The sequence below is a fragment of the Candidatus Villigracilis vicinus genome (assembly GCF_016702885.1).
GTDB lineage: Bacteria > Chloroflexota > Anaerolineae > Anaerolineales > Villigracilaceae > Villigracilis > Villigracilis vicinus.
Genome location: NZ_JADJDD010000003.1, coordinates 59,177 through 81,788, shown reverse-complemented (window position 1 = coordinate 81,788; position 22,612 = coordinate 59,177). Strand labels below are relative to the sequence as shown.

Sequence of the window (22,612 nt, the reverse complement as noted above, 5' to 3'; positions counted from 1 at the left end):
TTGTACAAGATTTCGCCGCCATAAGAGGCGGCGATGGATTTTTAGTCATTTTTTACGTACGGTCTGGGTTTTTTCTGGCGGAGACAATGGAAGGAGAACTTCCATTGTAGTGCCTGCACCCTCGCGACTTCGGACAGTAATTCTACCACCATGTGCCGCCACGATCTCGTGCGCGATCGCCAATCCCAGCCCTGCACCGTGTGTTTCGCCCCCCTTACGTGCCGGGTCTACTTGATAGAACCGCCTAAAAATATAAGGCAGGTCTGCTTCAGGAATCCCGGCACCCGTGTCTGTTACAGTAATACACATTCCATCCATTTCAACCCGAGCGGCAAGAGACACCGTTCCGCCTCGCGGGGTGAACTTGAGCGCATTGTCGGTCAGGTTTGTGAAGACCTGCGCCATTCGGTCGCCATCGGCGATCAGCGGCGGCAGGTCAGCAGGTATCTGTAATTCGATCTTCACTTCTGCGCGCTGTGACTGGGGTGTGAATTTCTCTTGAATGGAAGTTAACAACACCCGCATGTTCACGGCAGACATTTTCAAGTCAGCTGTCCCGGCATCCAACTTGGCAAGGTCGAGTAGATCGAGCACCATACGGTGCATCCGTTCAGATTCGCCAAAGATGACCTGTGCCGCTTTTTGGCGGGACTCGTCTGTATCCGCTGTGCCGTCCAACAATGCCTGGGCAAAACCTTGAATGGAAGTGAGCGGCGTTTTCATTTCATGCGAGACATTTGCCACGAAATCGCGCTGCGACCGTCCGCTTGCCTGCACGCGTTCCAGCATTGAATTGAATGCCCGCGTCAACTCCTGGACCTCATGCGGACCCGCCACTTCAACAGGCTTTACCTCCGCCGAAGGCATTTCCCTCGCCGCATTAACAACCCGTTGCAATGGATTGGCGATCCATCCTGAAATGAGAAACGCCACAACCAGCGAAAGCAACAAGGCAATAATGCCGCCACTCCAAATGATGGGCATAAAATCGTCGCTGACAATATTCAAAATGGATATACGTGGACGAGGCGTGGTCACCATCAGGAACGTACCATCCGGCAGTTTCTCAATCGAATATAACCACGCGTTGCCATTTTCATCCCGCACAATGGGAAGAGTGCGCAGAACCCGTCGATTTTCAGGGAATGCCAAAGCCGTCTCACCGTTAAAAGCGCTATCAAAGGTAACTTCGCGGTTTTTCGAAAGCAAGATCACCCGTACATTAAAAGTGCGAGCACTGCGTTCAGCAAGAGTGGACAGCGGCGGAGACTGGTCTTCTTTTGAACGCTCCGTTATTACACTTTGGACAGCTTTCAATCTTTCCGTCGTTTGCCGGTAAAGCAATGGGTTTTGGAACAACGACACAAACAAAACAATCGTCACAACACTCAATGCTGTGACGACAATGAAAGCATAACTTAACCAAAGGCGCGAACGCAGGGACGAGATCATAAGGCAACGCGAATTTCACACGAGAAATACGGCATGGTCAAACGACAAACTTGTATCCAACACCAGTGACTGTTTCGATCTTCACACTGCCGCCTTCCAGCTTTTTGCGAAGGTGGGCAATATGTACATCCACAGTGCGAGTCTGTCCATAGTAATCAAAACCCCAGGCGATCTGCAACAATTGCTCGCGGGTGAATACGCGCCCGGGTTGCTCTGCCAGCGTGAACAAAAGGTCAAATTCTTGGGCACGTAAGTCGAGGGTCCGTTCAGCGAGGCGGACTTCCCTCGAAACAGGGTCGACCATCAGGTCACCGCGATGCAGCGGACTGGTATCTGTCGTCTTTTTGGGTTCGCTCCGGCGCAAGATCGCCTTGACACGCGCGGTCAATTCGCGGGGATTGAACGGCTTGGTCAGGTAATCGTCTGCGCCAAGTTCAAGCCCGAGAATCTTATCGATATCCTCATCACGTGCAGTGAGCATGATGATAGGAACTTGATCGCCAGCCGATCGCAGCCTGCGGCAAACGTCAAAACCATCCAGCCTGGGCAGCATCACATCCAACACAAGCAAAGCAGGCTTATGTTGTGCAACTGCCTCCAGGGCAGATTCGCCATCGCCAGCTTCGTGAACACGATAGCCTTCGCGCTCCAGATACATTCGTGCAAGTTGAGTGATGGAAGGCTCGTCATCCACGAGCAGGATCAATTCAGAAGGCATGAGTTACGCCAGAGCAACACACTCGATCTCAACCAGCGCGCCTTTGGGCAACCCTGCCGCTGCAATGGTCGTCCGCGCGGGCGGATTTTCATTGAATGCTTCGGCATAAATGGAATTCATCTTCGCAAAATCATTCATGTCTTTGAGAAAAACGGTGGTCTTTACCACCTTGCTTATATTGGAACCAGCGGCTTCCAAAACATTGGTCAGGTTGGCAAGCACCTGCCGGGTCTGCTCTTCAATGCCGCCGGAGACAAGTTCCATGGTTGCGGGGTCGAGACCCACCTGTCCGGCTGTGTACACCAGGGTGCCAATATGAATGGCTTGCGAATAGGGTCCGATTGCCTTGGGTGCCTTATCAGTATAAATAACACGCTTGTTCATGATTTCCTCGTTTCAAATGAATGGATGTAATCGTTGTATTTTAATACAGAATATCTCAATACCTGCGAGGAAACCGGGGCGATATATATTGGCACTTGCAGAGGTTGATCCCCTACAAGTGCCTGAAATTATAAAAAGCTGAAAATCAATCGTCTTTTGACTGCTCCGGCTTATTCGCATCACGGAAGGCTTTTATAGCTTCACTCAATGCCTTAAACGAGCCACCCATCGCATCCTTGACTACCTTCATCTGCGTGCGGACTTCCTTTAGGGTAGCTTGCGCCTGTTGTGCATCGGTGACCTTGCCATCCGCATCGAAACCGGCATGGGTGTTGATAGTACTTCCGATCGCATCGTATTGCGGCTTGGCAGCCAGCAGGGCAGTTTCATAGGCGTCCAATGCCGATTGTAAATTTGAAACATCCTTGCCGCTATCAGCAGCCTTATCGATCATGGATTGGAACTTGGCAATATGAGCCTCGGGGTCTGCAAACGCTTTGCCGGTACGGTCATACACTTTTAGCAAACGCGCCCAAGCCTCTTCCAGTTTTTCATTCGCAACAACCGGCGGGTTCTCATCCGCAGCAAACGCGCTGGTGGCAGGCAAAGCGGCAAAAGTGAGAGCAACGGCAAGCAACGCCATCATGATCTTTGAAATTGTATTTTTCATCGTAAGCCTCCTTTTAGGTTACGCTGAGATTTTAGGGTGTGGGAGTTAGAACAGTATGGCGTGGTTGTAAAAAAGTTGTAAATTCGACAAAATAAAAGGCACAGATAAACACGTAAAGATAGCGTTTATCTGTGCCTACGAGACTCTTATATCCGGGCTGATTGGAACTAGGGTTTAGGCAATGCGATCGGTGTCAAGGTCACGGTCGGTTCAGGAATGGGAGTCGCTAACAACTCCGTCCAACCGCTATATGAAAAATATTCCGAGAGGAACTGCGTGCGCTCACGCTCATTCATCGGGCGCGGACGGGAGAAATCTTCCAACATGGCAGTCAATAATTCCACGCCAAGGTATTTACCGTCGTAAAAAACATGCCGATCAATAAATTCGCGGCGGGTTTCATCGATCACTGAGCCATCGGATAATTCATACGTCATCTGGTCAAAGAATAGATTCCCCAGACCAAAATGAATGAAGGCGTCTCCACGGAATTCCATAAGGTGCGCATGATGGGCCTGACTGCCGCTCACAATGGTGGAGCCTGCATCTGCCACAGCATGAAAGCCCTCTTCGTGCTGATAGCATGGACCGTAGTGATAGCACTCTTCATGTTGAAAAGTGAAGATAACCATATAGCCTTGCGCCTTCACATCTTGAACCTGTTTCGTGAAGAACTCATAATCGCAATTCGCCGCACCTGGGCGGATGTCCGTAGCCTTTACGAAAGTATAGGAAACTTTTCCGTTACAACCCATGAACGCGATCTTGTTGCCGTTCACTTCCAGTAAAACTGGCTTGCGAGCTTCTGTTTCGTTCGCACCGCCACCGTAATAGGGGATTTTATTATCTGTATATGTCTTCAACGTATCAAGCATCGCTTGTGCACCGCGGTCGGCGAAATGATCACCGGTCAACTCCACAATGTCGGTACCTACATATTGAAGCAATTCAAAATACTTTGGGTCACTACAAAGGATGAAGTTCTTATATCCGGGTGTCGGGTAGGGGCAACTTGGATCAAATGCCACTTCGTTGCTGATATGCAGAACATCAGCATCATGCAGCCAGGTATAGACCAACTCACCTGGGCGTGTGACGCCTTTGGTCTCCATGGTGAAAGCCGTCGCACGCACCAACGCGGTCACTCCGGTTAAAACCACTGTGGCGAGCTTCGAAGCATCACGGTTCGATGCAGGCAGCGTGACCGTCGAGTTTGCAATACCAAACGTCACTTTCAACGGATATAAACCCGCATCAAATTCCTTGTGCAGCGGCGACTGCCCATCCACCGTCAACACTTTCCATTTGGGCTGAATCTCCTCGAACGGAATGATTGCCGGGCTAAACGGATTTTTCCATGCCTCATCCAATATCTGCCCGGAAGCCACGACTCGCACCGCGCCTGAAGCGGGCTGACCCCACAGGGCGGTCAACGCCTGCAAGGTGGATTCTGCCATGAGCAACGGCTGACCAGTTCCGGTTAAGGATGAACCGTCTTTCCAAGCGGCGGTCAGTTCTGCGGACGAGACGCCATCCATCACAGTTGGAAAAGGCACAACGAGTGCATAGATCCAGAGCGAACCATTGTCGAGGACTTCCAGTTTTTGAGTAGCAAGTTCAGGAGAATCAACAATCGGCAGCCCGATCTGTTTTGCGGTTTCGCGAAGAACATCGGGCACCGCAGGGCTCACCCACAGGGCGTCTGCAACAGGTGCTTGTGTAGAAGTTGGCGGGACAACAGAAGGCTCGACAGGTACGACTACGGGTGTTTCGGTGGCAGTTGTACACGCCGAGAGCAAAAGAGCAATAATGAAGAGAGTTGAAAGTTTTTTCATTCGATTTCCAAAACAAAAGTACGAAGCGGTGAGCGCCTCGTACTTATAAACTTAAAGGCTTAAACGGGCGTGAGCGCTAGTTTACTACTACTTTTGCCCGTGTGTAGGACTTGAGAGCATCCTCATCTACAGTGACACCCAAGCCAGGTCCGGTGGGAACGGTAATAGTGGAATCAGAGTTGAGCACGAAGCGTTCATGAGTGATGTCGCGGGTGTAATAGCGGTCAGAGGCGGAGACATCACCGGGAAGGATAAAGTTAGGCATGGAAGCCAAAGCGAGGTTCGAGGCGCGACCAATGCCGGTTTCCAACATACCGCCGCACCAAACGGGCATGTTGCTCTGCTGCGCGATATCATGCGTCATAACACCCTGGCTCAATCCTCCAAGTCTGCCTGCTTTGATGTTGATGATCTTGCAGGCTTTCATCTCGATGGCGTATCGTGCATGGCGCGGCGAGATGATGCTTTCATCGAGACAGACGGGCGTATTGAACTTTGCCTGAAATTTGTGATGATCCCAGATATCATCTTCAAACAGCGGCTGTTCGATCAACAGCAAGTTCAGATCATCCAGTGGTTTGAGGCGGTCAGCATCGTCCATAGAGTAGGCAGAGTTCGCATCCACTTGCAGGCGGATGTTCGGGAATGCCTTGCGAACGGCTTGTGAATCGGCAACGTCCTTGCCGGGTTTGATCTTGATCTTGACACGGGCATATCCATCATTAACAAAACCGGTGACAGTTTCGACAAGTTTTTCAGGCGTGGCTTGAATACCTACAGAGACGCCCACTTCCACCTTATCACGCACACCGCCAAATAACTGCTTGAGTGATTTGCCTTCACGCTTGCCGATCAGGTCCCAGAGCGCCATTTCCACGCCTGCCTTGGCAAGGTGATGCCCACGGATGCTGACCATGCGTTCTTGAAAATCGAGCGCATCCTTAATATCCTTGCCAAGGATGAGCGGGGTGATGAAATCCTTGAGAATGTGCATGGCAGTGGTGACTGTTTCATAGTTGTAGCCGGGATTATCCGAGGCAACACACTCGCCGTAACCGGTCAATCCTTCGGAACGGATCTCGATGATAACGGCTTCGCGCTCAACTGCACGCCCAAATGAAGTTTCGAACGGAGCGATGAGCGGCATGGAAATGTTGTGGAACGTGATGGATTCGATTTTCATGGGATCTCCTAATAATAGACCCGAAGGGTCTTGAAAACCTTTCGGGTCTGAGTCTTTAGTTGGGGTTGCCTTGTTCATCAGTGACCTTGATGCCGCGCAAGGCATCGTCGATACTGGTGGCTTCGAGGCGCACGCCGGGCGCGGGGGTCCCGCAATACGGGCAGATATTCCAGGGCAATTCCATCAACTTCGAGCAATTGTGGCAGGTCTTCTTTAGTTTGGTATGGCAGTTCGGGCAGATCTGCCAATCTTCCTTGACACGGCGCTCACAACCCGGGCAAAGCGGCAGGTCTTCCAGCGCTTGTAACAAGGCTTCTTCTTCCAGTGTGCGTTGATATTCCTCTTCCAACGTACGCGGCGGGCGAAGAATGAGATAAACCAGTACACCGGGTAAGTTTAATACCGCCACCAACAGCGCAGAGAGCGTCTGAACCAACGGGTCGCGGGCACGGGCGCGGATGTCACGATATGTCCACACCACAAGACTCACCCACAAAGCAACAAGAAACGCACCTGCAAAAGCAGTCAACACAAGGGTGAGGTTGGCAATAAAGACGGGATCAAAGGTCATGAGAGCTCCGGAGTGAGTTCATTTTAATGCATAAATACTCGTCAGGCGAGCTACGGTGTCGCAAATTCAAAACGCCATTCGCTGCCATTTTGAATTTGTTTTGAGGTAACGCCCATCACTTGATAGAAGGTCTGCCCGGGACGCATATAAATGGGAATGCCATCCAACGTAGTAAGTAAAATGGGTTGGTCAATGGCAGTGCGATTCCAACGCGCAGGGATAGCAACCCCGTCTCGAAAGACATAAGCATCGCCAAAATCGATCAGAGAAGGATTGTAAACCTCATCTTCAGCTTGATTCTGGTTGGTAAAAATATAAGGCACAAGCAAAACAACTACATTTTCAGCAGTGACAGGCTGCTTGGTGTAATCATCTGTGAGTGGTTCGTAAACTTCCACTTTGCGAGGCGGAACCAGGTCTTTAGATTCCTGATAGCGGACATAAACCCGGTTGACAGGATCATATTCCCAGTAATTGTAGTTATAGACTGAATAAAAGCTATAAATACGTGTAACGCTCAGCAGGCTTTGCGGGATCGCCTCCGAAAAGAAACCGCCGCTGATGGTCTGCGGGGAGTTGTCAAGTCCTTTTTTGTTGACACAGGCTTCCCATTTGGTTGGGTTGAAGAATACATTGTTATACGATTCGCGTTTGTAATGCCCAATGAAATACGGTGGGCAATTTCCGATCCCCACTGAGATGAGCAACGAACTGATATCCAATGTATTGAAATATCCCATTTCGCGCGGGTCGGCTCCTTTGAACATCAAAAATGAGTGATACATGCGGGCGATGTTTTCATCGAAATATCGTCCTGAACGAACAGGTCCAACCCGTTCGCTGACATAATCATTGCTATGAAAAACAGCGATAAAGCGGGTATCCCCCCATTCGATGTAGTATTCATACACCACATCGGCAAGGGTCAACGAAGATTGCGGGCGGACATAATCAGGCGAGTTCGCCACTTTGATGGCAAGCGGTCTACGTTGCAGGAAGGCAGGATCGGTCACAGGCAGACCCGTCAATGGATTATAGAGCGCTACTCCGTTCACATCGACGAGAGGAGCGGCGTCAACAGGCACAGAAATATCCTGAGAGTTAATCAACTTGGTTGGATAAGGCGTAAAAGTTGCAGCCACCTGAGGTGTGCTCAAAGCAAGGTAAGGATCAGGAGAAGCCACAGCTTGCGGTTGAAACGGCGTCGGGGTTGAAAAATATTGAGATTGAAGTGGAACAGTTGTCGGGTCTGGGGTGGAAGCGGGGGCTGCAGGAGCAGCACATGAAACGGCGAGGAAGAAAGTGAAAAAGTAAAAGGAGATTCCGTGCCGATGAAGTTGGTGGTTTTTATCCATCATGGCAGGGATTGTACCAAACACACGATGCAGAGGCACGTCAGTAATAATACTGATACAATTATGATCTCCCATGTTGATCTTGGTTACCTGTCTTTTGCTTTTTATCACGGCTCTGGTGCTGACAATTTTGCGTGCAACCCAACCAAACGCACGCTACGCCTGGCTTGTGGCTTTCAGCGGCGCAGTCGCTGCTTTTATCAGTGTTTTTTTCTGGCTGCTGCAAATGCCATTCCAGTTAGATCTGCCCGCCTGGCAGCCGAAAAGTTTATTCACCACATCTGTATTGTTCAGTGCAGATGGAATTTCCTGGGCGCTTGCACTAAGTGTTACTGCGTTAACTGTAGCGATCATGGCAACTTCTGTCACTCGCCCGGTCTTTACGAACTCACTCTCGTGGGCAGGTATTCTCACCTTGACCGGCACAGGTGTATTAGCGGTAACCGCCAATAATCTCCTAACCTTGTTATTAATGTGGGCATTCCTTGACCTGACAGAATTGTTCTCTCAAATCAGTTCAGTGAATGCAAAGAGTAGCGAGCGGGTTGTGATCTCCTTTGCAACGCGCATGCTGGGGCTTGAACTTTTGTTATGGTCTGCCATTGAAAGTTTCGCAAATGGCAGTGCCTTCTCGTTTCAATCCATGCCCTCCAATGCTGGAATTTACCTGGTCATCGCTGCCGGGCTGCGCCTTGGTGTATTACCGCTACACCTGCCTTATGCGCCTGATTCAAACCTAAGGCGCGGGCTTGGCACTGCACTGCGTCTGATCGGTGCCATATCCACTCTAAGTGTATTGGGGCGGGTACAAATCGCCCAAACCGGCGTCACCTCCATTTTGATGATCCTAACATCGGTCGCCGGCATCTATGGCGGTTGGATGTGGCTGCGCGCGCCCGAAGAACTAAACGGCAGACCCTATTGGATGATCGGCATTGCCTCACTGGCAGTGCTTTCCGCCGCAAGCGGGAATCCCATTGGTACAGTTGCTTGGGGATGCGCCATGATCCTCGTAGGCGGTGCACTCTTTCTCACTTCCATTCAGGATCATCGTTTGAACCGCGCCTTACTAATTGGAGTGTGGAGTCTTTCCACGTTGCCTTTCTCATTAACCGGCGGAGCCTGGCTGGGGAGACTGGGTTTTGTCACTCCATTCGCTATAGCAACACAAGCCTTGTTAATGGCGGGGTTGGTGCGGCATACATTACGCGCAGGCGGATCCGAAACATGGGATGAGCAACCCGGCTGGGCAAAAACAGTCTACCCGGCAGGCATTATCCTTCTACTAGTTACCCAGCTCTTATTAGGTTTCATTGGCTGGGATGGCGCTTTGCAAACCGGAAGCTGGCTGCAAGCCCTATTCGCTTCACTCCTGACGATGGGCTTGGTCTGGGGTGCCAGGCGTTTTCGCATCTTCAATCCGGTTCGCGCCCATTGGGTCACTGCAACAGGTGCAGGTGTGAACAGCTTGTATCAATGGCTCTGGTCCTTATATCGCGGTTTGGCAAGGCTGGCACAAACCATCAATATCTCACTAGAAGGTGAGGGCGGTGTGATGTGGACACTGCTCTTCCTAATCCTTTTTATCTCGATCATCGTCGAGGGGATTCGCTAAATGTTTGTAGAAATCGTTTCATGGGTGGCAGTCGGGCTATCTGTTCTAACCACTGCCACAATTCTAATCAGTCGTGACTGGCGCGTCAGCTTGGGCTTGCTGGCACTTCAATACCTCACCGTATTCTGGCTGGTCACCCGTCATCTACCATTCGCGATGGGCTCCGTCAAATTGATCTCGGGTTGGATGGTCGTTGCGATTCTCGGCATCACCCGCCTCGGTCTTACCGAACTCGAACAAAATGATGAAGATTCATTCTATCTTCGTAGCACTGCCTTTCGCATGATATTAATGAGCATTGTCCTAACCGTCGCCATTGGCGCAGCACCACGCATCGAAATCGCCATCCCCGGGCTGGGGTTACCCGTCATTGCTGGGGGGTTGATCTTAATCGGCGCAGGTACCGTACATCTTGGCATTACTGGCGATCTTTTACGCGTAGTACTTGGACTTCTAACCCTGCTTTCCGGTTTCGAGATTTTATATGCCGCTGTTGAAAGTGCGATCCTTGTCACTGGACTTCTGGCTGCGATCAACCTAGGACTGGGCATTCTCGGAGCATATCTACTCATGGCGGGCTCCGTTCCCTTGATAACGCCGGAGGATGAACTATGAGTGCTCCTGCAATTTGGATCATCCTGCCATTTATCGCTGGTGTACTGATCATCTTTCTACTTGGCGAAAAATACGCGGCGTATGTTGGCGGCGGAATATCCGTCATCCTTTCGTTAATTGCCCTGTTTATTCCAATCGACACCGCCCTACTCCTTGGGTCAGTTTCTTTAAAAATTGCCCCCGCCATTGAAGTCTTAGGTCGTAGTTTTGCGTTCTCAACCGCAGATGGTCCCTTGCTTGCCGTCATTTACGGACTGGCTGCCTTGTGGTTCTTCGGCACCGAAGCCTCCGGCACTGCCAATCGATTCGTCTCGCTGGGGTTGATGATCATCGCCCTGTTGACAGCTTCCATCGCTGTTGAACCCTTCCTTTACGCAGCACTTCTTCTGGAAATGGCAGCCATGCTGGTGGTGCCATTGCTCGTTCCGCTTTATCAAAAGCCAGGGCGTGGCGTGGTGCGTTTCATCATCTACCAGACCCTTGCCATGCCCTTTATTCTTTTTTCAGGGTGGATGCTTGCCGGTGTGGAAGCCAGCCCAGGAGACTTGGGCACGACTATTCAAGCAGGCGTGATGCTCAGCATGGGGTTTGCTTTCCTCTTTGCTATTTTCCCTTTATATAACTGGATCCCTCAATTAATGGAGGAGGCATCTCCTTACTCAACGGGCTTTCTGTTGTGGGCGTTGCCCACCTTCACGGTCATCTTTGCACTTGGATTTCTCGACCGTTACACTTGGTTAAAGAACACGCCCCAAATATCCAATGCCATTCTGTTCGCAGGTGTGATTATGACTGCCAGCAGCGGCATATTTGGAGCACTTCAGCGTCACTTGGGGCGTATCCTCGGGTATGCCGCCATTGCAGAGGCGGGCTTACTCCTGGTTGCTCTTGGCTTGCAATCTTTTGAACTTGTCAACATTGTTTTCCTCATCCTCATTCCACGTGGGTTGGAATTAAGTGTCTGGGCGCTTGCACTATCGATCATCAAACGCCATGCCTACCCTTTAAAATTCAGTGATATTCAGGGATTGGCGCGGAAATATCCTGTTGCAGTGTTTGCGCTGCTAATTGCACATTTTTCCATGGCAGGGTTTCCGTTGCTGGCGGGGTTTCCATCCCGACTGGCGGTCTGGCAGGAGCTATCATCGCAATCGCTGGCTGCCTCGTTTTGGGTTTTTCTAGGGCTGTTCGGATTGTTGATCGCAGCGGTCCGCACCATGGCAGCCTTTGTCATGGCTGATAAAGAAGATGTGAAATGGGAATGGAACGAATCCTGGGTTCAAACCGCCATGCTTGGGATCGGTACACTCGGATTGCTTATTCTGGGGCTTTTTCCGCAGGTGCTACAGCCATTCCTCACGAACCTCCCTGTTTTATTCGAACACCTCAGTCAATAATCCCATTTTGCAAGAGGGTATAATTTAACGCATTAGGATATGGAGCCCTTATGGAATTTGAACAGATCGTCAAACGCCTTGAATTTCTGGATAAACAACAACGCGAAACCAAGGAAACCCTTGCCTCCCTCAAAGAGAATCTAGCATCCTTTGAAACGACGGTAAATGCCGTCTCGAAACAGATCAAGACCCTTAGCAAGCAGGTCACTGATATCACACCTGCCTCAAAGCGTGTAGATCAATTCGAGACCATGCTTTCAAAACAACGCTCCGACCTGATCAAAATGATCGATGAGAATGAAAAAGCGCGGGTCAAGGAAGATAAAGAGACTGCAAAAAGATTGCAAAGCGAGCTTACCGAACTTAATAAAGCTGTCATTCAGTTACGTGCTGCCACCAACACAACTGAACTTAAGAAAATGATCAAGGAACGCGGCGATGAGATCCAGCGCGCACTCACCAATATTGCCGACCTGAAGCTCTCGGTGGATGAGACCCGCCGCTCAAATGAAGATGTTCGGCATACCATGCTCGCCAATGAAGAAACGCGCAAGAACGACCTTAAACGCATCGCAGACTTACAAGGCGAACTAACCTCCCTGCGCAAACGAATTGATGAGAACCGCGAAAAGTCAACCATTCAAGGCGATACCATCCGCAACATAGAAACCCGCATCACTGAACTGCTTGCCTCCGAACTCGAACGAAAACAAGCCCAATCCACCTTCCTCGACCAACAGCGTATCGCCCAGGTAGATCGGGAACGTGGATGGAAGGACTGGCAGGAAAAATTCGTCTCCTTCCAAAAAGAGGCGGAAGCACTGGATGTACAGATCCAGAAATTAGATGAAACCCTGCGCAATGCAAAGAAAGCGCAAGATACATACGTGGAACTCAACACCAAACTTGAGCGCCGCATCAATGAAGTAACCGAGATGCAGCGCCTCGCTGAGGAACGCCTGCGCCAGGAGTGGATCAGCTTCAAAGCAGATGACCAAAAACGCTGGACAGGATACAGCCTGTCTTCTGAAGAATCCTTCCGCGATATTCGCAAAGAAGTACAGAAATATGAAGGCAGCATCTCAACGATCAATGAAGTCACTCAGGTCATGCAAGATCAACTTCACCAAACCACCGATGTTTCAGAAAAGCAGCTTCAAGAAATGATGAATGTCGTCCATGAATGGATGACCTCCTACCAGCGCATCATGGGACACGGAAAAAAGACAACTAAAAAATAAGTAAAATAAAAATGGAGACCGTATGATCTCCATTTTTATTTTCTCGGTCTGCTATTAAAGTGTGGTTAAATTGAATATATGAGAGTTATCGGTACAGCAGGGCACGTAGATCACGGCAAATCCACGCTTATTGAAGCGCTGACAGGCACACACCCCGACCGTCTAAAAGAAGAGAAAGCCCGCGAGATGACCATTGAACTTGGCTTCGGCTGGCTTACCCTCCCCAACGGCGAGGAGCTTGGTATTGTGGATGTCCCCGGTCACCGCGACTTCATTGAGAATATGTTGTCCGGTGTCGGCGGAATTGATGCGGCAATGCTGGTCATCGCTGCAGATGAAGGCATCATGCCTCAGACCAAAGAGCATCTTGCCATTCTGGATCTTCTCCAGATCCCTGCCGGGTTGATCGTTCTGACCAAGACAGATCTCGCCTCCGACTCTGACTGGCTTGATCTTATCGAAGCAGACATTCGCACCGCCGTGAACAGCACCATCCTAAAAGATGCCCCGATATTACGCGTTTCAGCAAAAACCAATAAAGGTCTCACAGAACTCACTCTCGCACTCGAAAACCTTCTGAAAGACAAACCCTCACGCCCCGACCTTAACCGCCCGCGCCTGCCGATTGACCGTGTTTTCACCATCAGCGGGTTTGGAACTGTCGTCACTGGCACCTTGAGAGATGGAAGTTTTTCCGTTGGTGATGATATCGAGGTTTTGCCGAATAGCATACAGGGGCGCATCCGCGGGCTGCAAACCCACAAAAAGAAAGAAGAAAGCACCACACCTGGCTCACGTACGGCGGTCAACATCTCTGGTGTGGATATGGAACAGATCCGCCGCGGCGATGTACTTGTTCACCCGGGACAATATCAAGCCACCCGCCGGATCGATGCGCGTTTCAAATCATTAAAAGATATCCTTAAACCCCTGGCTCATGGGGACGAAGTAAAGTTCTTTGTTGGGGCGAGCGAGACGGTTGCCACTCTGCGTTTACTTGGCACAGAAGAACTTAAAGCAGGCGAAGAGGGTTGGATCCAACTGGAACTGCGCGACCCCATCGTCACTCTACGCGGCGACCGCTATATCCTGCGTAGACCTTCACCAGGTGAAACATTGGGTGGCGGCGCGGTGGTGGACCACCAACCGAAAGGCAGGCACAAACGATTTGATGCAAATGTGATCAAGTCGCTGGAGTCACTGGCTCAAGGCTCACCTGCCGAGATCTTATTTGAAGCAGCCCTGGCTTTGCAGATTGCACCAGTTAAAGAGATGTTCGCAAAATCTCGTTTGGAGGCAGCCATTGCAGAAACTGCCTGGCAGGAATTGTTACAAAATGGGCAGGTCCTTGTGCTGGACGATTCTACTCTGGCTGTTGCTCTGCCCTATTGGAACACCATCGAGAGTCTGGCTTTGAAACGGGTCGAAGAATATCACGGACAATTCCCACTGCGACGCGGCATTCCACGTGAAGAATTGAAGAGTAAATTAAAACTTGCGCCGAAGGTTTTCAACGCCGTCCTTACGTATCTCATTTCTCATAATACGGTCCTTGAAATACGCGGAGCAGTTTCCAAGCCGGAGCATGAGGTCCACTTTGATGGGCAGGATGCCCTCAAAGTCCAAGTATTGAGGCGGAAGTTCGAAGCAAATCCATTCAACACGCCCAGCGTTAAGGAATGTCAGGCAGAAGCAGGTGAAGAAGTCGTCAGCGCGCTCATCGAACTGGGCGAGTTATTGCCCGTCTCGCAGGAAGTTATCTTTCGCAAAACTGATTATGATGAAATGGTCAGACAGATCGTAATTGCCATTCAACAGAATGGGCAGATCACGCTGGGGGAAGTTCGTGACATGTTCAACACCTCCCGGAAATATGTGCAAGCATTGCTGGAATATTTGGATGCCACTGGCACCACCATGCGTGATGGAGATGCAAGGAAATTAAGGAAGTAAAACGAAATGATGGCATGGTTTGGCAGGTTTCTACACCCTCCCACTTTTGATGACGATCAATTGGATCATCAGGCATATTTGCTCAATGTCATCGTTTTGGGGCTGATCATAGTTCCCCTGCCATATTTGGCATACACCTTGTTTTTTTCACCGCAAGGCGCCGGACGGGCACTTGCCCAGGCAGGGGTCAGTGAGGCGATTAATCTTTTTCTCTTGTTCCTTTTACGACGCGGACACGTCCGCACTGCATCCATACTGCAAGTAAGTGCCTTCTGGCTCTTCTTCACAGTCTCGGCAGTGACAGGCATCGGAGTGCAAGGCGAGTCATACATGCTGGGGTATCCGCTCGTGATCATGATCGCTGGAATATTGCTGGGGTCAACGGCTGCCCTGACCACAACAGCGCTCTCGCTGGTCGCCGGGCTAGGGATGGTTTATGCCAGTGAAACCGGGCTGCTCAATTCAAACATCGTCCGTCCTGTATTTCTCACGTGGGTACTTAGTTTTGCTATCTTTCCCATGAGCGGGTTATTGCAATATCTTTCTTCACGCATAGTGAACAAAGCGCTAAAGCGCGCTCGCGTAAGCGAAGAAAAATATAGACTGATCTCAAAAGTCAGTTCAGATTATGCCTTTGAAAGCAAGGTTAACGAAAACGGGGAAGCAGAAACCATCTGGCTGGGGGGGGCTTTTGAAAAAATGACCGGATACACCTCAGAGGAGTATATTTCAGCTGGAGGTTGGTATGCACATATCCACCCGGATGATCTTGAAAAAGACTCTCAGGATATGCAAAACCTTTTTAACAATAAGGATGTTCTAGGGTCTGAGATCCGCACGTATACAAAGTCCGGCGAGATTCGCTGGGAACGGGTGTATGCCCACCCCATTTGGAATGCAGAAGAGAACCGCCTGACCGGCATTCTAGGGGCAGTACAAGATATCACCGAACAAAAAGTAGCCGAAGAAAAACTGAGAGAAACACTGCTTCGCCAGAACGCCATCCTAAACAATATTCCCGACATGGCATGGTTGAAGGATATCAACAGCCGCTATATTGCCGTGAATGAACAATTTCTGCGAGTATGCGAATTGAAAGAAGAGGATGTCGTTGGCAAAACCGATCATGAGATCTGGGATCCCAAATTCGCCGACCTGTATCGCATTGACGATCTCGAAGTCATTCAGAGTGGCATTCGCAAAACTGTGGAGGAATTTCAAAAAGACAGCAAAGGCAGGGAATACTGGGTTGAAACGACCAAAACGCCGATCCGCAATGAAAAAGGTGAAGTGATCGGTACCACCGGAATTGCCCGCGAAATCACCGAACGCAAATTGGCAGAGATCGAGCAGGAACACCTGATCACCGAACTTGGTGCAAAGAACGCAGAGTTGGAACGTTTCACCTATACCGTATCACACGACCTCAAATCGCCGCTGGTAACCATCACCGGCTTCCTCGGTTATATCGAACAGGATGCCCGTGCCGGAAAGTTTGACAGCTTCTCCCGCGATATCAATCGCATCCGGCACGCGGTAGACAAAATGCAGCATCTGCTCAACGATCTGCTTGAAATCTCCCGTATTGGGCGCATGGTCAATGAACCTGTGGAAACTGCCTTTGGTGAGATCGTGAGTGATGCGATCACGCTGCTTGATGGTTCGATCACGAAAAAACACGTTCAAGTTGATTTCGCCGATCAGGGTCTTATTGTTTATGGGGATCGTACCCGGTTGATGGAAGTACTTTTGAACCTCATCGAGAATGCCGTAAAATTCATGGGCGATCAACCCAAGCCCAGGATACGCATCGGCTCCAGCAAAAACCAACAAGGTTCGCCGGTCTTTTTTGTGGAAGACAATGGTATAGGCATCGAACCTCAGTATCAGGATCGCATCTTCGGGTTATTCAACAAGCTCGACGCCAACACGGAAGGCACCGGCATTGGGCTTACCCTCGTCAAACGGATCGTCGAGATCCATTATGGCAAGATCTGGCTAGAATCACATCCAGGCAAAGGCACCACTTTTTATTTCACAATCCCGGGTCCTGCCAAAAAATAAAGGAGAAAACATGTGCGGACGATTTACCCTTACAGTTGATCCTGCCGATATCTCAGATACGTTCGGCAATTACGAATTCCCGACGCAGTTCGCCCCGCGCTTTAATATCGCCCCCTCTCAACCTGTGCTAGCCATTCCAAACAATGCAAAAAATAAAGCCGATTTTTTCATTTGGGGTTTGATCCCATCGTGGTCCAAAGACCCCTCCATTGGAAATAACCTTATCAACGCACGCGGCGAAACCGTCGCAGAAAAACCGTCGTTTCGTGGCGGCTTCAAATACAAGCGTTGCCTGATCCTTGCCGATGGGTTCTACGAATGGAAAACCCAGCCAGGTGAAAAAAACAAGACCCCGTATTTTATCCACATGCAAGACCGGAAACCTTTCGCCTTTGCTGGTCTGTGGGACGAGTGGCAATCGCCCGATGGCGGCGCCCTGCGCACTTGCACCATCATCACCACCGAACCAAATGAGTTAATGTCATCACTTCACAACCGAATGCCAGTGATCTTGAATCCATCAGAATACGACCTCTGGCTGGACCCTGCGCCGCAGACTCCCGATAAGCTGCTTCACCTCATCAAGCCTTTCCCCACTGAACGCATGTCCGCTTACCCGGTTTCGACACTGGTCAACAAACCCGGCAATGACCGCCCTGAATGTGTTGTACCTGCATCATAGAATGTCTTCCATAAAGATCTGGCTCACCACCCGTTTCCCCGCCCTTGATTCACGTGATTATGTTCTCTTCCTCATCGGTCAATTCATCTCCGTCATCGGCACATGGATGCAAGCCACGGCACTGCCCTATCTTGCGTATCGCATCTCGGGTCGTCCGCTTGATCTGGGGTTGATCGGCTTCGCCAACACATTACCCACCTTGTTATTCGCTCTGCCCGCAGGCGTGCTGGTGGAGCGTTGGGACAAGCGTAAAGTAGTCATTCTCCTGCAAGCCGTCATGTCAGTCCAGGCATTTGGGTTAACTTACCTTGCCTTCACTGGTCACCTTGAGATCTGGCACATCCTGCTGCTGGCATTCATCTACGGGTCTGCCGTCTCAGTAGAAGTGACTGCACGCCAAGCCATGCTGATCGAACTCGCAGGAAAAGAAGCTTTGCCCAGTGCCATTGCCCTGCAAACCACAGCTTTCAACCTTGGTCGCGTCATCGGTCCGGTAGTGGCAGCCGGGTTGATCACTACCACCGGCAACGAAGGCACGGTCTTTTTGGCAAACGGAGTCAGTTATATTTTCGTTATCATCGGGTTATTTTTCGCGCGCACCCGTTTCAAAGTTGAAAAAGAAGCGGAATCGTCGGTGGGCATGCGCAATGAATTTAAGGAAGGTCTGCGCTACATCGGATCCAGTGCGCTGGTATTGTCTGCAATCCTGATGTCGGCATTGCTGGGTTTTTTCGGGATTCCGCTGATACAGCAGCTTCCCGCCATTGCACGTGACATCCTGCAACCCGGGTTGACTTCCGAGGCTTTGATCGCCGCACGCACCAGTAACTTATATATGGCACAAGGGATCGGCGCAGTGACCGCCGCGCTTATGATGGCATACTTTGCTTCGACAGATAAAAGCGCCACATTGCTTTGGGGGCAGGTACTTTTCATACTTCCGATCATTGCGCTGGGAATGACAGTCAACACAAAACTTGCCTTCTTTTTATTAATCTTTATCGGCTGGGGTACGGTCGTTCAACTTATCAGCATGAACATTATGATCCAGATCCGTGTTCCAAATGAACTTCGCGGACGGGTCTTCAGCGTTTACTTTTGGGGGCTGCAAGGCGTTGCCCCGTTTGGCAGTATTCTCATCGGGTGGGTCGCACAAACCTGGCAGGTTCAAACCGCAATTCTTGTTGGCGGGCTTGCCTGCCTGGCAGGCACGATCTTGATACGGGCGATTTTCATGCAAAAGAACAAAGCCGAACAGGGATTAGGAATGCCTTAGGGTTTTCACCCTCAACTTGACCATGTTTTTTTTACCATGTTATGATGATGCCCATGCAAAACGGATTTAAAGAAGAAGCACCCGCCCCTTCGGAAAACCAATCTGGGCAAATGCCCACACCAGCGCCGAAACGGGTATCGGTCATTACGAAATTCATGAACAGCCTTGTGAACATGGGGTTGGGCGAACCCTTGATCAAACTGGGGGTAAATTTATTTTCTGTGATCGCCATTACTTTGGTGGTGTTAATGGCGCGTACGTTCTACCGTCAAACTGAGAATACGCCCGAAGAGACAGATTCATCTCTCAGTCCGGTCGTAGAAGCGGCACAGGCAAATGCTCTCTCCAGCCTTGATATCCCCGTCACTGATGGCATCAATCGCTCTGCGCAACTACATACCACCATCCCGAACCGACCGCGCAATGAACTCACTCTATATACTGTGCAGGAAGGCGACACCGTTTTTGGTATCGCTGAAAAGTTCGGCTTGCAACCTCAAACGATCCTCTGGGGGAACTACAACATTCTTTTGGATGATCCACATTCTCTCAAAACCGGGCAGGAGTTGACCATCCTGCCAGTGGATGGTGTTTACTGGGAATGGCTTGGTGGAATTCCATTTGGCGAATGGGCGCAGTTCTATGGCGTTAGCGCAGCGGACGTGATCGAATATCCCGGCAACAATCTTGACCCGAATACCGTCGGCGATTACGAAAATGCGAACATCAAAGCCGGAACCTGGTTGATCATCCCGAACGGGAAGCGCGACTTTGTAAGCTGGAGCGCTCCATTAGGCGTGACTCGCGAAAACCCCGCCTCAGCACGCGTACTCGGAGCAGGCGCCTGTGACCCGGTCAGCGGCGGCGCTGTAGGCTACGGCTCGTTTATTTACCCCACCAATAAACATTACCTCTCTGGCTTCGATTTTTCGCCAAAGACCAATCACAATGGGCTGGATTTTGCAGGCAATACCGGAGAGGCAGTTTACGCATCCGATGCAGGCGTGATCGTATATGCAGGCTGGAATGACTACGGCTACGGCAATATGGTCATGATCGATCACGGCAACGGATTCCAGTCACTGTATGCCCACTTAAGCGCGCTAAATGTCGGTTGTGGGCAAAGTGTTGGGCAGGGCGAAGTGCTTGGAGCCGTGGGCTCCACCGGGCGATCTTCAGGATCCCATTTACATTTTGAGATCATGGCAGGTGTAAAGGTCAACCCATGGGATTACTTGCCGCCCCCTTAAATATCCCCGCGCGAACGAAATAAGAAATCCAAATATATAAGCGGATGCTGTTTTTTTACCAGCATCCGCTTATATATAACATCAAACAATGTGAGCAAAGAGGGGTTTCGGGGAAATAGGAAGCTACTCAAAACCACCACAACCCGGTTGCGAATATCGCAAGACGGACGCACTACCTACCGGCGAATGGCTATTTGCCGGGACTACGCTCCCCCCTACGATGTAAACCGAGTCTTTGAAGTTAACCGCACGGGCAAATTTTCGAGCAACAGGCATGGGGCTGACAATTTTCCAAACATTGCCATCCAGGTCCAGCCTGAACACATCTTCCAGGTTCTTCCTACGAGTTTGGGACTCGCCGCCAAATAAATAGATCCCATCACAATACAAAACTGCACCGGCTGTTCCACGCGGGTCAATCGCAGGACCAACACCCCAAGAGTCGTTCATTGGCTCATAGATATACACATCACCGAAATCTGAATACCCGCTGCGTCCACCGATCACAAATATCTTTCCATTCACATCCACGGCTGCCGGGCTGCCTTCGGCTCGCGGCAGTGGAGCAAGGTCGCGCCAGCTGTCTGTAGATGGGTTATATGCCGAATGATCAGCGAGGGTAGAGACAGAATTCCCGCCGCCAAATAAATGGATCTCGCCGTTCGAGACACTTGCAGCATGTCCTCCGCGCGGATTGAGAAGCGGCGCCGCCATACTCCAAGTTTTTGCAGCTATATCATAAACATATACCTCATTTGAGGGTGTGTTCGAAGTTGCAAAAAAGCCGCCAATTACGTAAAGTCTCTGCCCTACAACCGATGCAGTTGGGGCATTTAACCCTTCGCCAGGCAGGGTAGTTTCCAGTTTCCATTTGATTCCATCAAAAACTTCAACATCGAGAACTGGCGCGCCTTTATCATCCGTGCCAGCCAAAGCAAAAATAAGAGTATCTGAAGCAGCAACAGCATGAGCCGAACGCGGAGTTAACATGGCTGGAGCATCACTCCACTCTCCAAAAACTTCAGGTTGCGGGCTTGGGGTTCCAGATGGAGTCGCTACGCCGGACATGCTACTGCTCGTATGGGTTGAAGTGGAAGTTGACACTGCATTTGGAAGTTCCTCTGGAGAAACACACGAAAATAACGCGATGGATAATATTAATAGAAATTTGGGATATAACCGGGCTGGTGGAAAATTAACCATTATGATTTAAATGTATCATTAGTCCAGCCTGCAGGTATCCCACTTGAGAAGGGTTTAGAATAGTCGCCCGTTATTCTTTTAGACACTTGACTATTTCCGAAACATCTCAAGGTGTCAGTTTAATACAAAAGATGCTGGCTGCACAAACTTCAAGTTCGTTGGGTTGCCAGTTGACAAGCTTCCCTAAATTCGCTAAACTATACGCAAGAGTAAATACTACACGCAAGGTTAATCCTATGACAAAAAACGCCACACCCGCACACATCAGCGCAAAGACGCTGTTACCTGCCGCCATAAACGGCTGGGAAATGTTCCTGCTCGATCAGGGACGCTCCCCGAACACGGTCAAAGCATTCCTTTCAGATGTACGGTTGCTTACTCAATTCACGCCGCCCGAGCAAACCATTGGCGCCGTCACCACCGATGATCTCAATCGCTTCTTTGATTGGATGGAAAAAGGACGGGGCGTGGCATGCAGCCCCAAAACCCTTTCGCGGCGCATCACCTCCATTAAGTCCTTCTTCCGCTGGCTGCACCAACACGGCACACTTGCCATTGACCCGGCAGAGAAGGTTCTACAACGCTCGGCGATCAGTCCGCTGCCTCAGGTGCTCACCGAAGATGAATACGAATCTGTGCTGCTTATCGCAGACCGTCACCGCCGCAGCAAAAAGCCGGATTCCCGTCCTTACACCTTGGTCGCCTTGCTGCTAAGCACAGCCATTAAAAAAAGCGAGTGTCTCGGCATTCACGTCAACCACGTCGAACTGGAGAGTAAGAACGGACCTTATCTCTTTGTCCGCTACGCCAGCCCTGCCAATCGTTACAAAGAACGCAAGATCGAGCTTCAGGAAGATTGGGTGGCTTCCTATAATGAATATCTCGCCCAATACCAACCCGTCGATCAAGCATTCCCCTGGTCGCCGCGCCGGTTGGAATATCTACTGGAGGATATCGGTGAAGAAGCAGGACTCGAAAAACACCTTTCCTTTGATATGTGCCGCTGGACTTGTGCATTGCGTGATTATCAAAGCGGCATTGAGCCGGATAAGATCCGTCAAAAGCTCGGCGTATCCAAGATCCAATGGCGCGAGTTATTCATCAAACTAAAACAATTAAACGGTGAACTCAAATAGAAGAAAATCCCC

At 50.3% G+C, this 22,612-nt stretch carries 19 protein-coding genes; 10 read left to right on the top strand and 9 right to left on the bottom strand.

The features are described from left to right. Window positions 1–45 precede the first annotated feature (45 nt). The 8 genes from IPG80_RS03780 to IPG80_RS03745 all read right to left on the bottom strand — a co-directional run bounded on the left by IPG80_RS03780 (window position 46) and on the right by IPG80_RS03745 (window position 8,171). Window positions 46–1,452: a HAMP domain-containing sensor histidine kinase gene (locus tag IPG80_RS03780; protein ID WP_345102888.1), complete on the bottom strand. Its 1,407-nt coding sequence runs from the start codon at window positions 1,450–1,452 to the stop codon at window positions 46–48. A gap of 37 nt (window positions 1,453–1,489) precedes the next feature. Then, window positions 1,490–2,170 carry a response regulator transcription factor gene (locus tag IPG80_RS03775; RefSeq protein WP_345102886.1) on the bottom strand — a complete coding sequence of 227 codons (681 nt, stop codon included), beginning with the start codon at window positions 2,168–2,170 and terminating at the stop codon, window positions 1,490–1,492. A 3-nt stretch (window positions 2,171–2,173) separates the two neighbouring features. Continuing rightward, complete coding sequence (locus IPG80_RS03770; protein ID WP_345102884.1) at window positions 2,174–2,554, bottom strand: RidA family protein; 381 nt, start codon at window positions 2,552–2,554, stop codon at window positions 2,174–2,176. 145 nt (window positions 2,555–2,699) lie between these two features. Continuing rightward, window positions 2,700–3,224 carry a hypothetical protein gene (locus tag IPG80_RS03765; RefSeq protein WP_345102883.1) on the bottom strand — a complete coding sequence of 175 codons (525 nt, stop codon included), beginning with the start codon at window positions 3,222–3,224 and terminating at the stop codon, window positions 2,700–2,702. 167 nt (window positions 3,225–3,391) lie between these two features. Further along, a complete protein-coding gene (locus IPG80_RS03760) occupies window positions 3,392–5,059 on the bottom strand; it encodes a CapA family protein (RefSeq protein ID WP_345102881.1) in 1,668 nt (555 codons plus the stop codon). A gap of 76 nt (window positions 5,060–5,135) precedes the next feature. After that, window positions 5,136–6,242 (bottom strand): o-succinylbenzoate synthase, encoded by a 1,107-nt coding sequence (gene menC / locus IPG80_RS03755; protein WP_345102879.1) that lies wholly within the window; start codon window positions 6,240–6,242, stop codon window positions 5,136–5,138. A 55-nt stretch (window positions 6,243–6,297) separates the two neighbouring features. Next, on the bottom strand, window positions 6,298–6,813 hold the full coding sequence (locus IPG80_RS03750; RefSeq protein WP_345102877.1) for a zinc ribbon domain-containing protein: 516 nt from the start codon (window positions 6,811–6,813) through the stop codon (window positions 6,298–6,300). Between the two features lie 50 nt (window positions 6,814–6,863). After that, a complete protein-coding gene (locus IPG80_RS03745; RefSeq protein ID WP_345102875.1) occupies window positions 6,864–8,171 on the bottom strand; it encodes a DUF3048 domain-containing protein in 1,308 nt (435 codons plus the stop codon). 70 nt (window positions 8,172–8,241) lie between these two features. Between IPG80_RS03745 and IPG80_RS03740 the strand changes: the two genes are divergently transcribed. From IPG80_RS03740 to IPG80_RS03700, 9 genes are all read left to right on the top strand, one after another. After that, on the top strand, window positions 8,242–9,783 hold the full coding sequence (locus IPG80_RS03740) for a hypothetical protein (protein ID WP_345102873.1): 1,542 nt from the start codon (window positions 8,242–8,244) through the stop codon (window positions 9,781–9,783). Continuing rightward, window positions 9,784–10,398, top strand: coding sequence for a hypothetical protein (locus IPG80_RS03735; RefSeq protein ID WP_345102871.1), 615 nt, complete (start codon window positions 9,784–9,786; stop codon window positions 10,396–10,398). It begins immediately after the preceding gene. Beyond that, entirely contained in the window at window positions 10,395–11,795 is a 1,401-nt protein-coding gene (locus IPG80_RS03730; RefSeq protein WP_345102869.1) for a proton-conducting transporter membrane subunit, read from the top strand. Before IPG80_RS03735 ends, IPG80_RS03730 begins: the two co-directional genes overlap by 4 nt. A gap of 50 nt (window positions 11,796–11,845) precedes the next feature. Then, window positions 11,846–13,036, top strand: coding sequence for a hypothetical protein (locus IPG80_RS03725; protein WP_345102867.1), 1,191 nt, complete (start codon window positions 11,846–11,848; stop codon window positions 13,034–13,036). Window positions 13,037–13,114: 78 nt separating this feature from the next. After that, complete coding sequence (gene selB, locus IPG80_RS03720; RefSeq protein WP_345102865.1) at window positions 13,115–14,989, top strand: selenocysteine-specific translation elongation factor; 1,875 nt, start codon at window positions 13,115–13,117, stop codon at window positions 14,987–14,989. Window positions 14,990–14,995: 6 nt separating this feature from the next. Next, window positions 14,996–17,053 carry a PAS domain S-box protein gene (locus IPG80_RS03715; protein ID WP_345102863.1) on the top strand — a complete coding sequence of 686 codons (2,058 nt, stop codon included), beginning with the start codon at window positions 14,996–14,998 and terminating at the stop codon, window positions 17,051–17,053. Between the two features lie 10 nt (window positions 17,054–17,063). After that, a complete protein-coding gene (locus IPG80_RS03710; RefSeq protein WP_345102861.1) occupies window positions 17,064–17,735 on the top strand; it encodes an SOS response-associated peptidase in 672 nt (223 codons plus the stop codon). Window position 17,736: 1 nt separating this feature from the next. Further along, window positions 17,737–19,011, top strand: coding sequence for an MFS transporter (locus IPG80_RS03705; protein WP_345102859.1), 1,275 nt, complete (start codon window positions 17,737–17,739; stop codon window positions 19,009–19,011). Between the two features lie 53 nt (window positions 19,012–19,064). Then, on the top strand, window positions 19,065–20,261 hold the full coding sequence (locus tag IPG80_RS03700) for a M23 family metallopeptidase (RefSeq protein WP_345102857.1): 1,197 nt from the start codon (window positions 19,065–19,067) through the stop codon (window positions 20,259–20,261). 123 nt (window positions 20,262–20,384) lie between these two features. Here IPG80_RS03700 and IPG80_RS03695 read toward each other — a convergent pair whose 3' ends face one another. Next, on the bottom strand, window positions 20,385–21,329 hold the full coding sequence (locus IPG80_RS03695) for a kelch repeat-containing protein (RefSeq protein ID WP_345102855.1): 945 nt from the start codon (window positions 21,327–21,329) through the stop codon (window positions 20,385–20,387). Window positions 21,330–21,700: 371 nt separating this feature from the next. Here IPG80_RS03695 and IPG80_RS03690 point away from each other — a divergent pair, with 371 nt between their 5' ends. After that, window positions 21,701–22,600 (top strand): site-specific integrase, encoded by a 900-nt coding sequence (locus tag IPG80_RS03690; RefSeq protein ID WP_345102853.1) that lies wholly within the window; start codon window positions 21,701–21,703, stop codon window positions 22,598–22,600. Window positions 22,601–22,612: the final 12 nt, after the last annotated feature.

What these genes read in the sequence shown, in the direction of transcription:
- IPG80_RS03780 (WP_345102888.1), bottom strand. Translation starts at nt 1,452, where the DNA reads ATGATCTCGTCCCTGCGTTCGCGCCTTTGGTTAAGTTATGCTTTCATT.
- IPG80_RS03695 (WP_345102855.1), bottom strand. Translation starts at nt 21,329, where the DNA reads ATGTCCGGCGTAGCGACTCCATCTGGAACCCCAAGCCCGCAACCTGAA.
- IPG80_RS03710 (WP_345102861.1), top strand. Translation starts at nt 17,064, where the DNA reads ATGTGCGGACGATTTACCCTTACAGTTGATCCTGCCGATATCTCAGAT.
- IPG80_RS03775 (WP_345102886.1), bottom strand. Translation starts at nt 2,170, where the DNA reads ATGCCTTCTGAATTGATCCTGCTCGTGGATGACGAGCCTTCCATCACT.
- IPG80_RS03750 (WP_345102877.1), bottom strand. Translation starts at nt 6,813, where the DNA reads ATGACCTTTGATCCCGTCTTTATTGCCAACCTCACCCTTGTGTTGACT.
- IPG80_RS03740 (WP_345102873.1), top strand. Translation starts at nt 8,242, where the DNA reads ATGTTGATCTTGGTTACCTGTCTTTTGCTTTTTATCACGGCTCTGGTG.
- IPG80_RS03760 (WP_345102881.1), bottom strand. Translation starts at nt 5,059, where the DNA reads ATGAAAAAACTTTCAACTCTCTTCATTATTGCTCTTTTGCTCTCGGCG.
- IPG80_RS03745 (WP_345102875.1), bottom strand. Translation starts at nt 8,171, where the DNA reads ATGATGGATAAAAACCACCAACTTCATCGGCACGGAATCTCCTTTTAC.
- IPG80_RS03725 (WP_345102867.1), top strand. Translation starts at nt 11,846, where the DNA reads ATGGAATTTGAACAGATCGTCAAACGCCTTGAATTTCTGGATAAACAA.
- menC (WP_345102879.1), bottom strand. Translation starts at nt 6,242, where the DNA reads ATGAAAATCGAATCCATCACGTTCCACAACATTTCCATGCCGCTCATC.
- IPG80_RS03770 (WP_345102884.1), bottom strand. Translation starts at nt 2,554, where the DNA reads ATGAACAAGCGTGTTATTTATACTGATAAGGCACCCAAGGCAATCGGA.
- IPG80_RS03705 (WP_345102859.1), top strand. Translation starts at nt 17,737, where the DNA reads ATGTCTTCCATAAAGATCTGGCTCACCACCCGTTTCCCCGCCCTTGAT.
- IPG80_RS03690 (WP_345102853.1), top strand. Translation starts at nt 21,701, where the DNA reads ATGACAAAAAACGCCACACCCGCACACATCAGCGCAAAGACGCTGTTA.
- IPG80_RS03700 (WP_345102857.1), top strand. Translation starts at nt 19,065, where the DNA reads ATGCAAAACGGATTTAAAGAAGAAGCACCCGCCCCTTCGGAAAACCAA.
- IPG80_RS03715 (WP_345102863.1), top strand. Translation starts at nt 14,996, where the DNA reads ATGATGGCATGGTTTGGCAGGTTTCTACACCCTCCCACTTTTGATGAC.
- IPG80_RS03730 (WP_345102869.1), top strand. Translation starts at nt 10,395, where the DNA reads ATGAGTGCTCCTGCAATTTGGATCATCCTGCCATTTATCGCTGGTGTA.
- selB (WP_345102865.1), top strand. Translation starts at nt 13,115, where the DNA reads ATGAGAGTTATCGGTACAGCAGGGCACGTAGATCACGGCAAATCCACG.
- IPG80_RS03765 (WP_345102883.1), bottom strand. Translation starts at nt 3,224, where the DNA reads ATGAAAAATACAATTTCAAAGATCATGATGGCGTTGCTTGCCGTTGCT.
- IPG80_RS03735 (WP_345102871.1), top strand. Translation starts at nt 9,784, where the DNA reads ATGTTTGTAGAAATCGTTTCATGGGTGGCAGTCGGGCTATCTGTTCTA.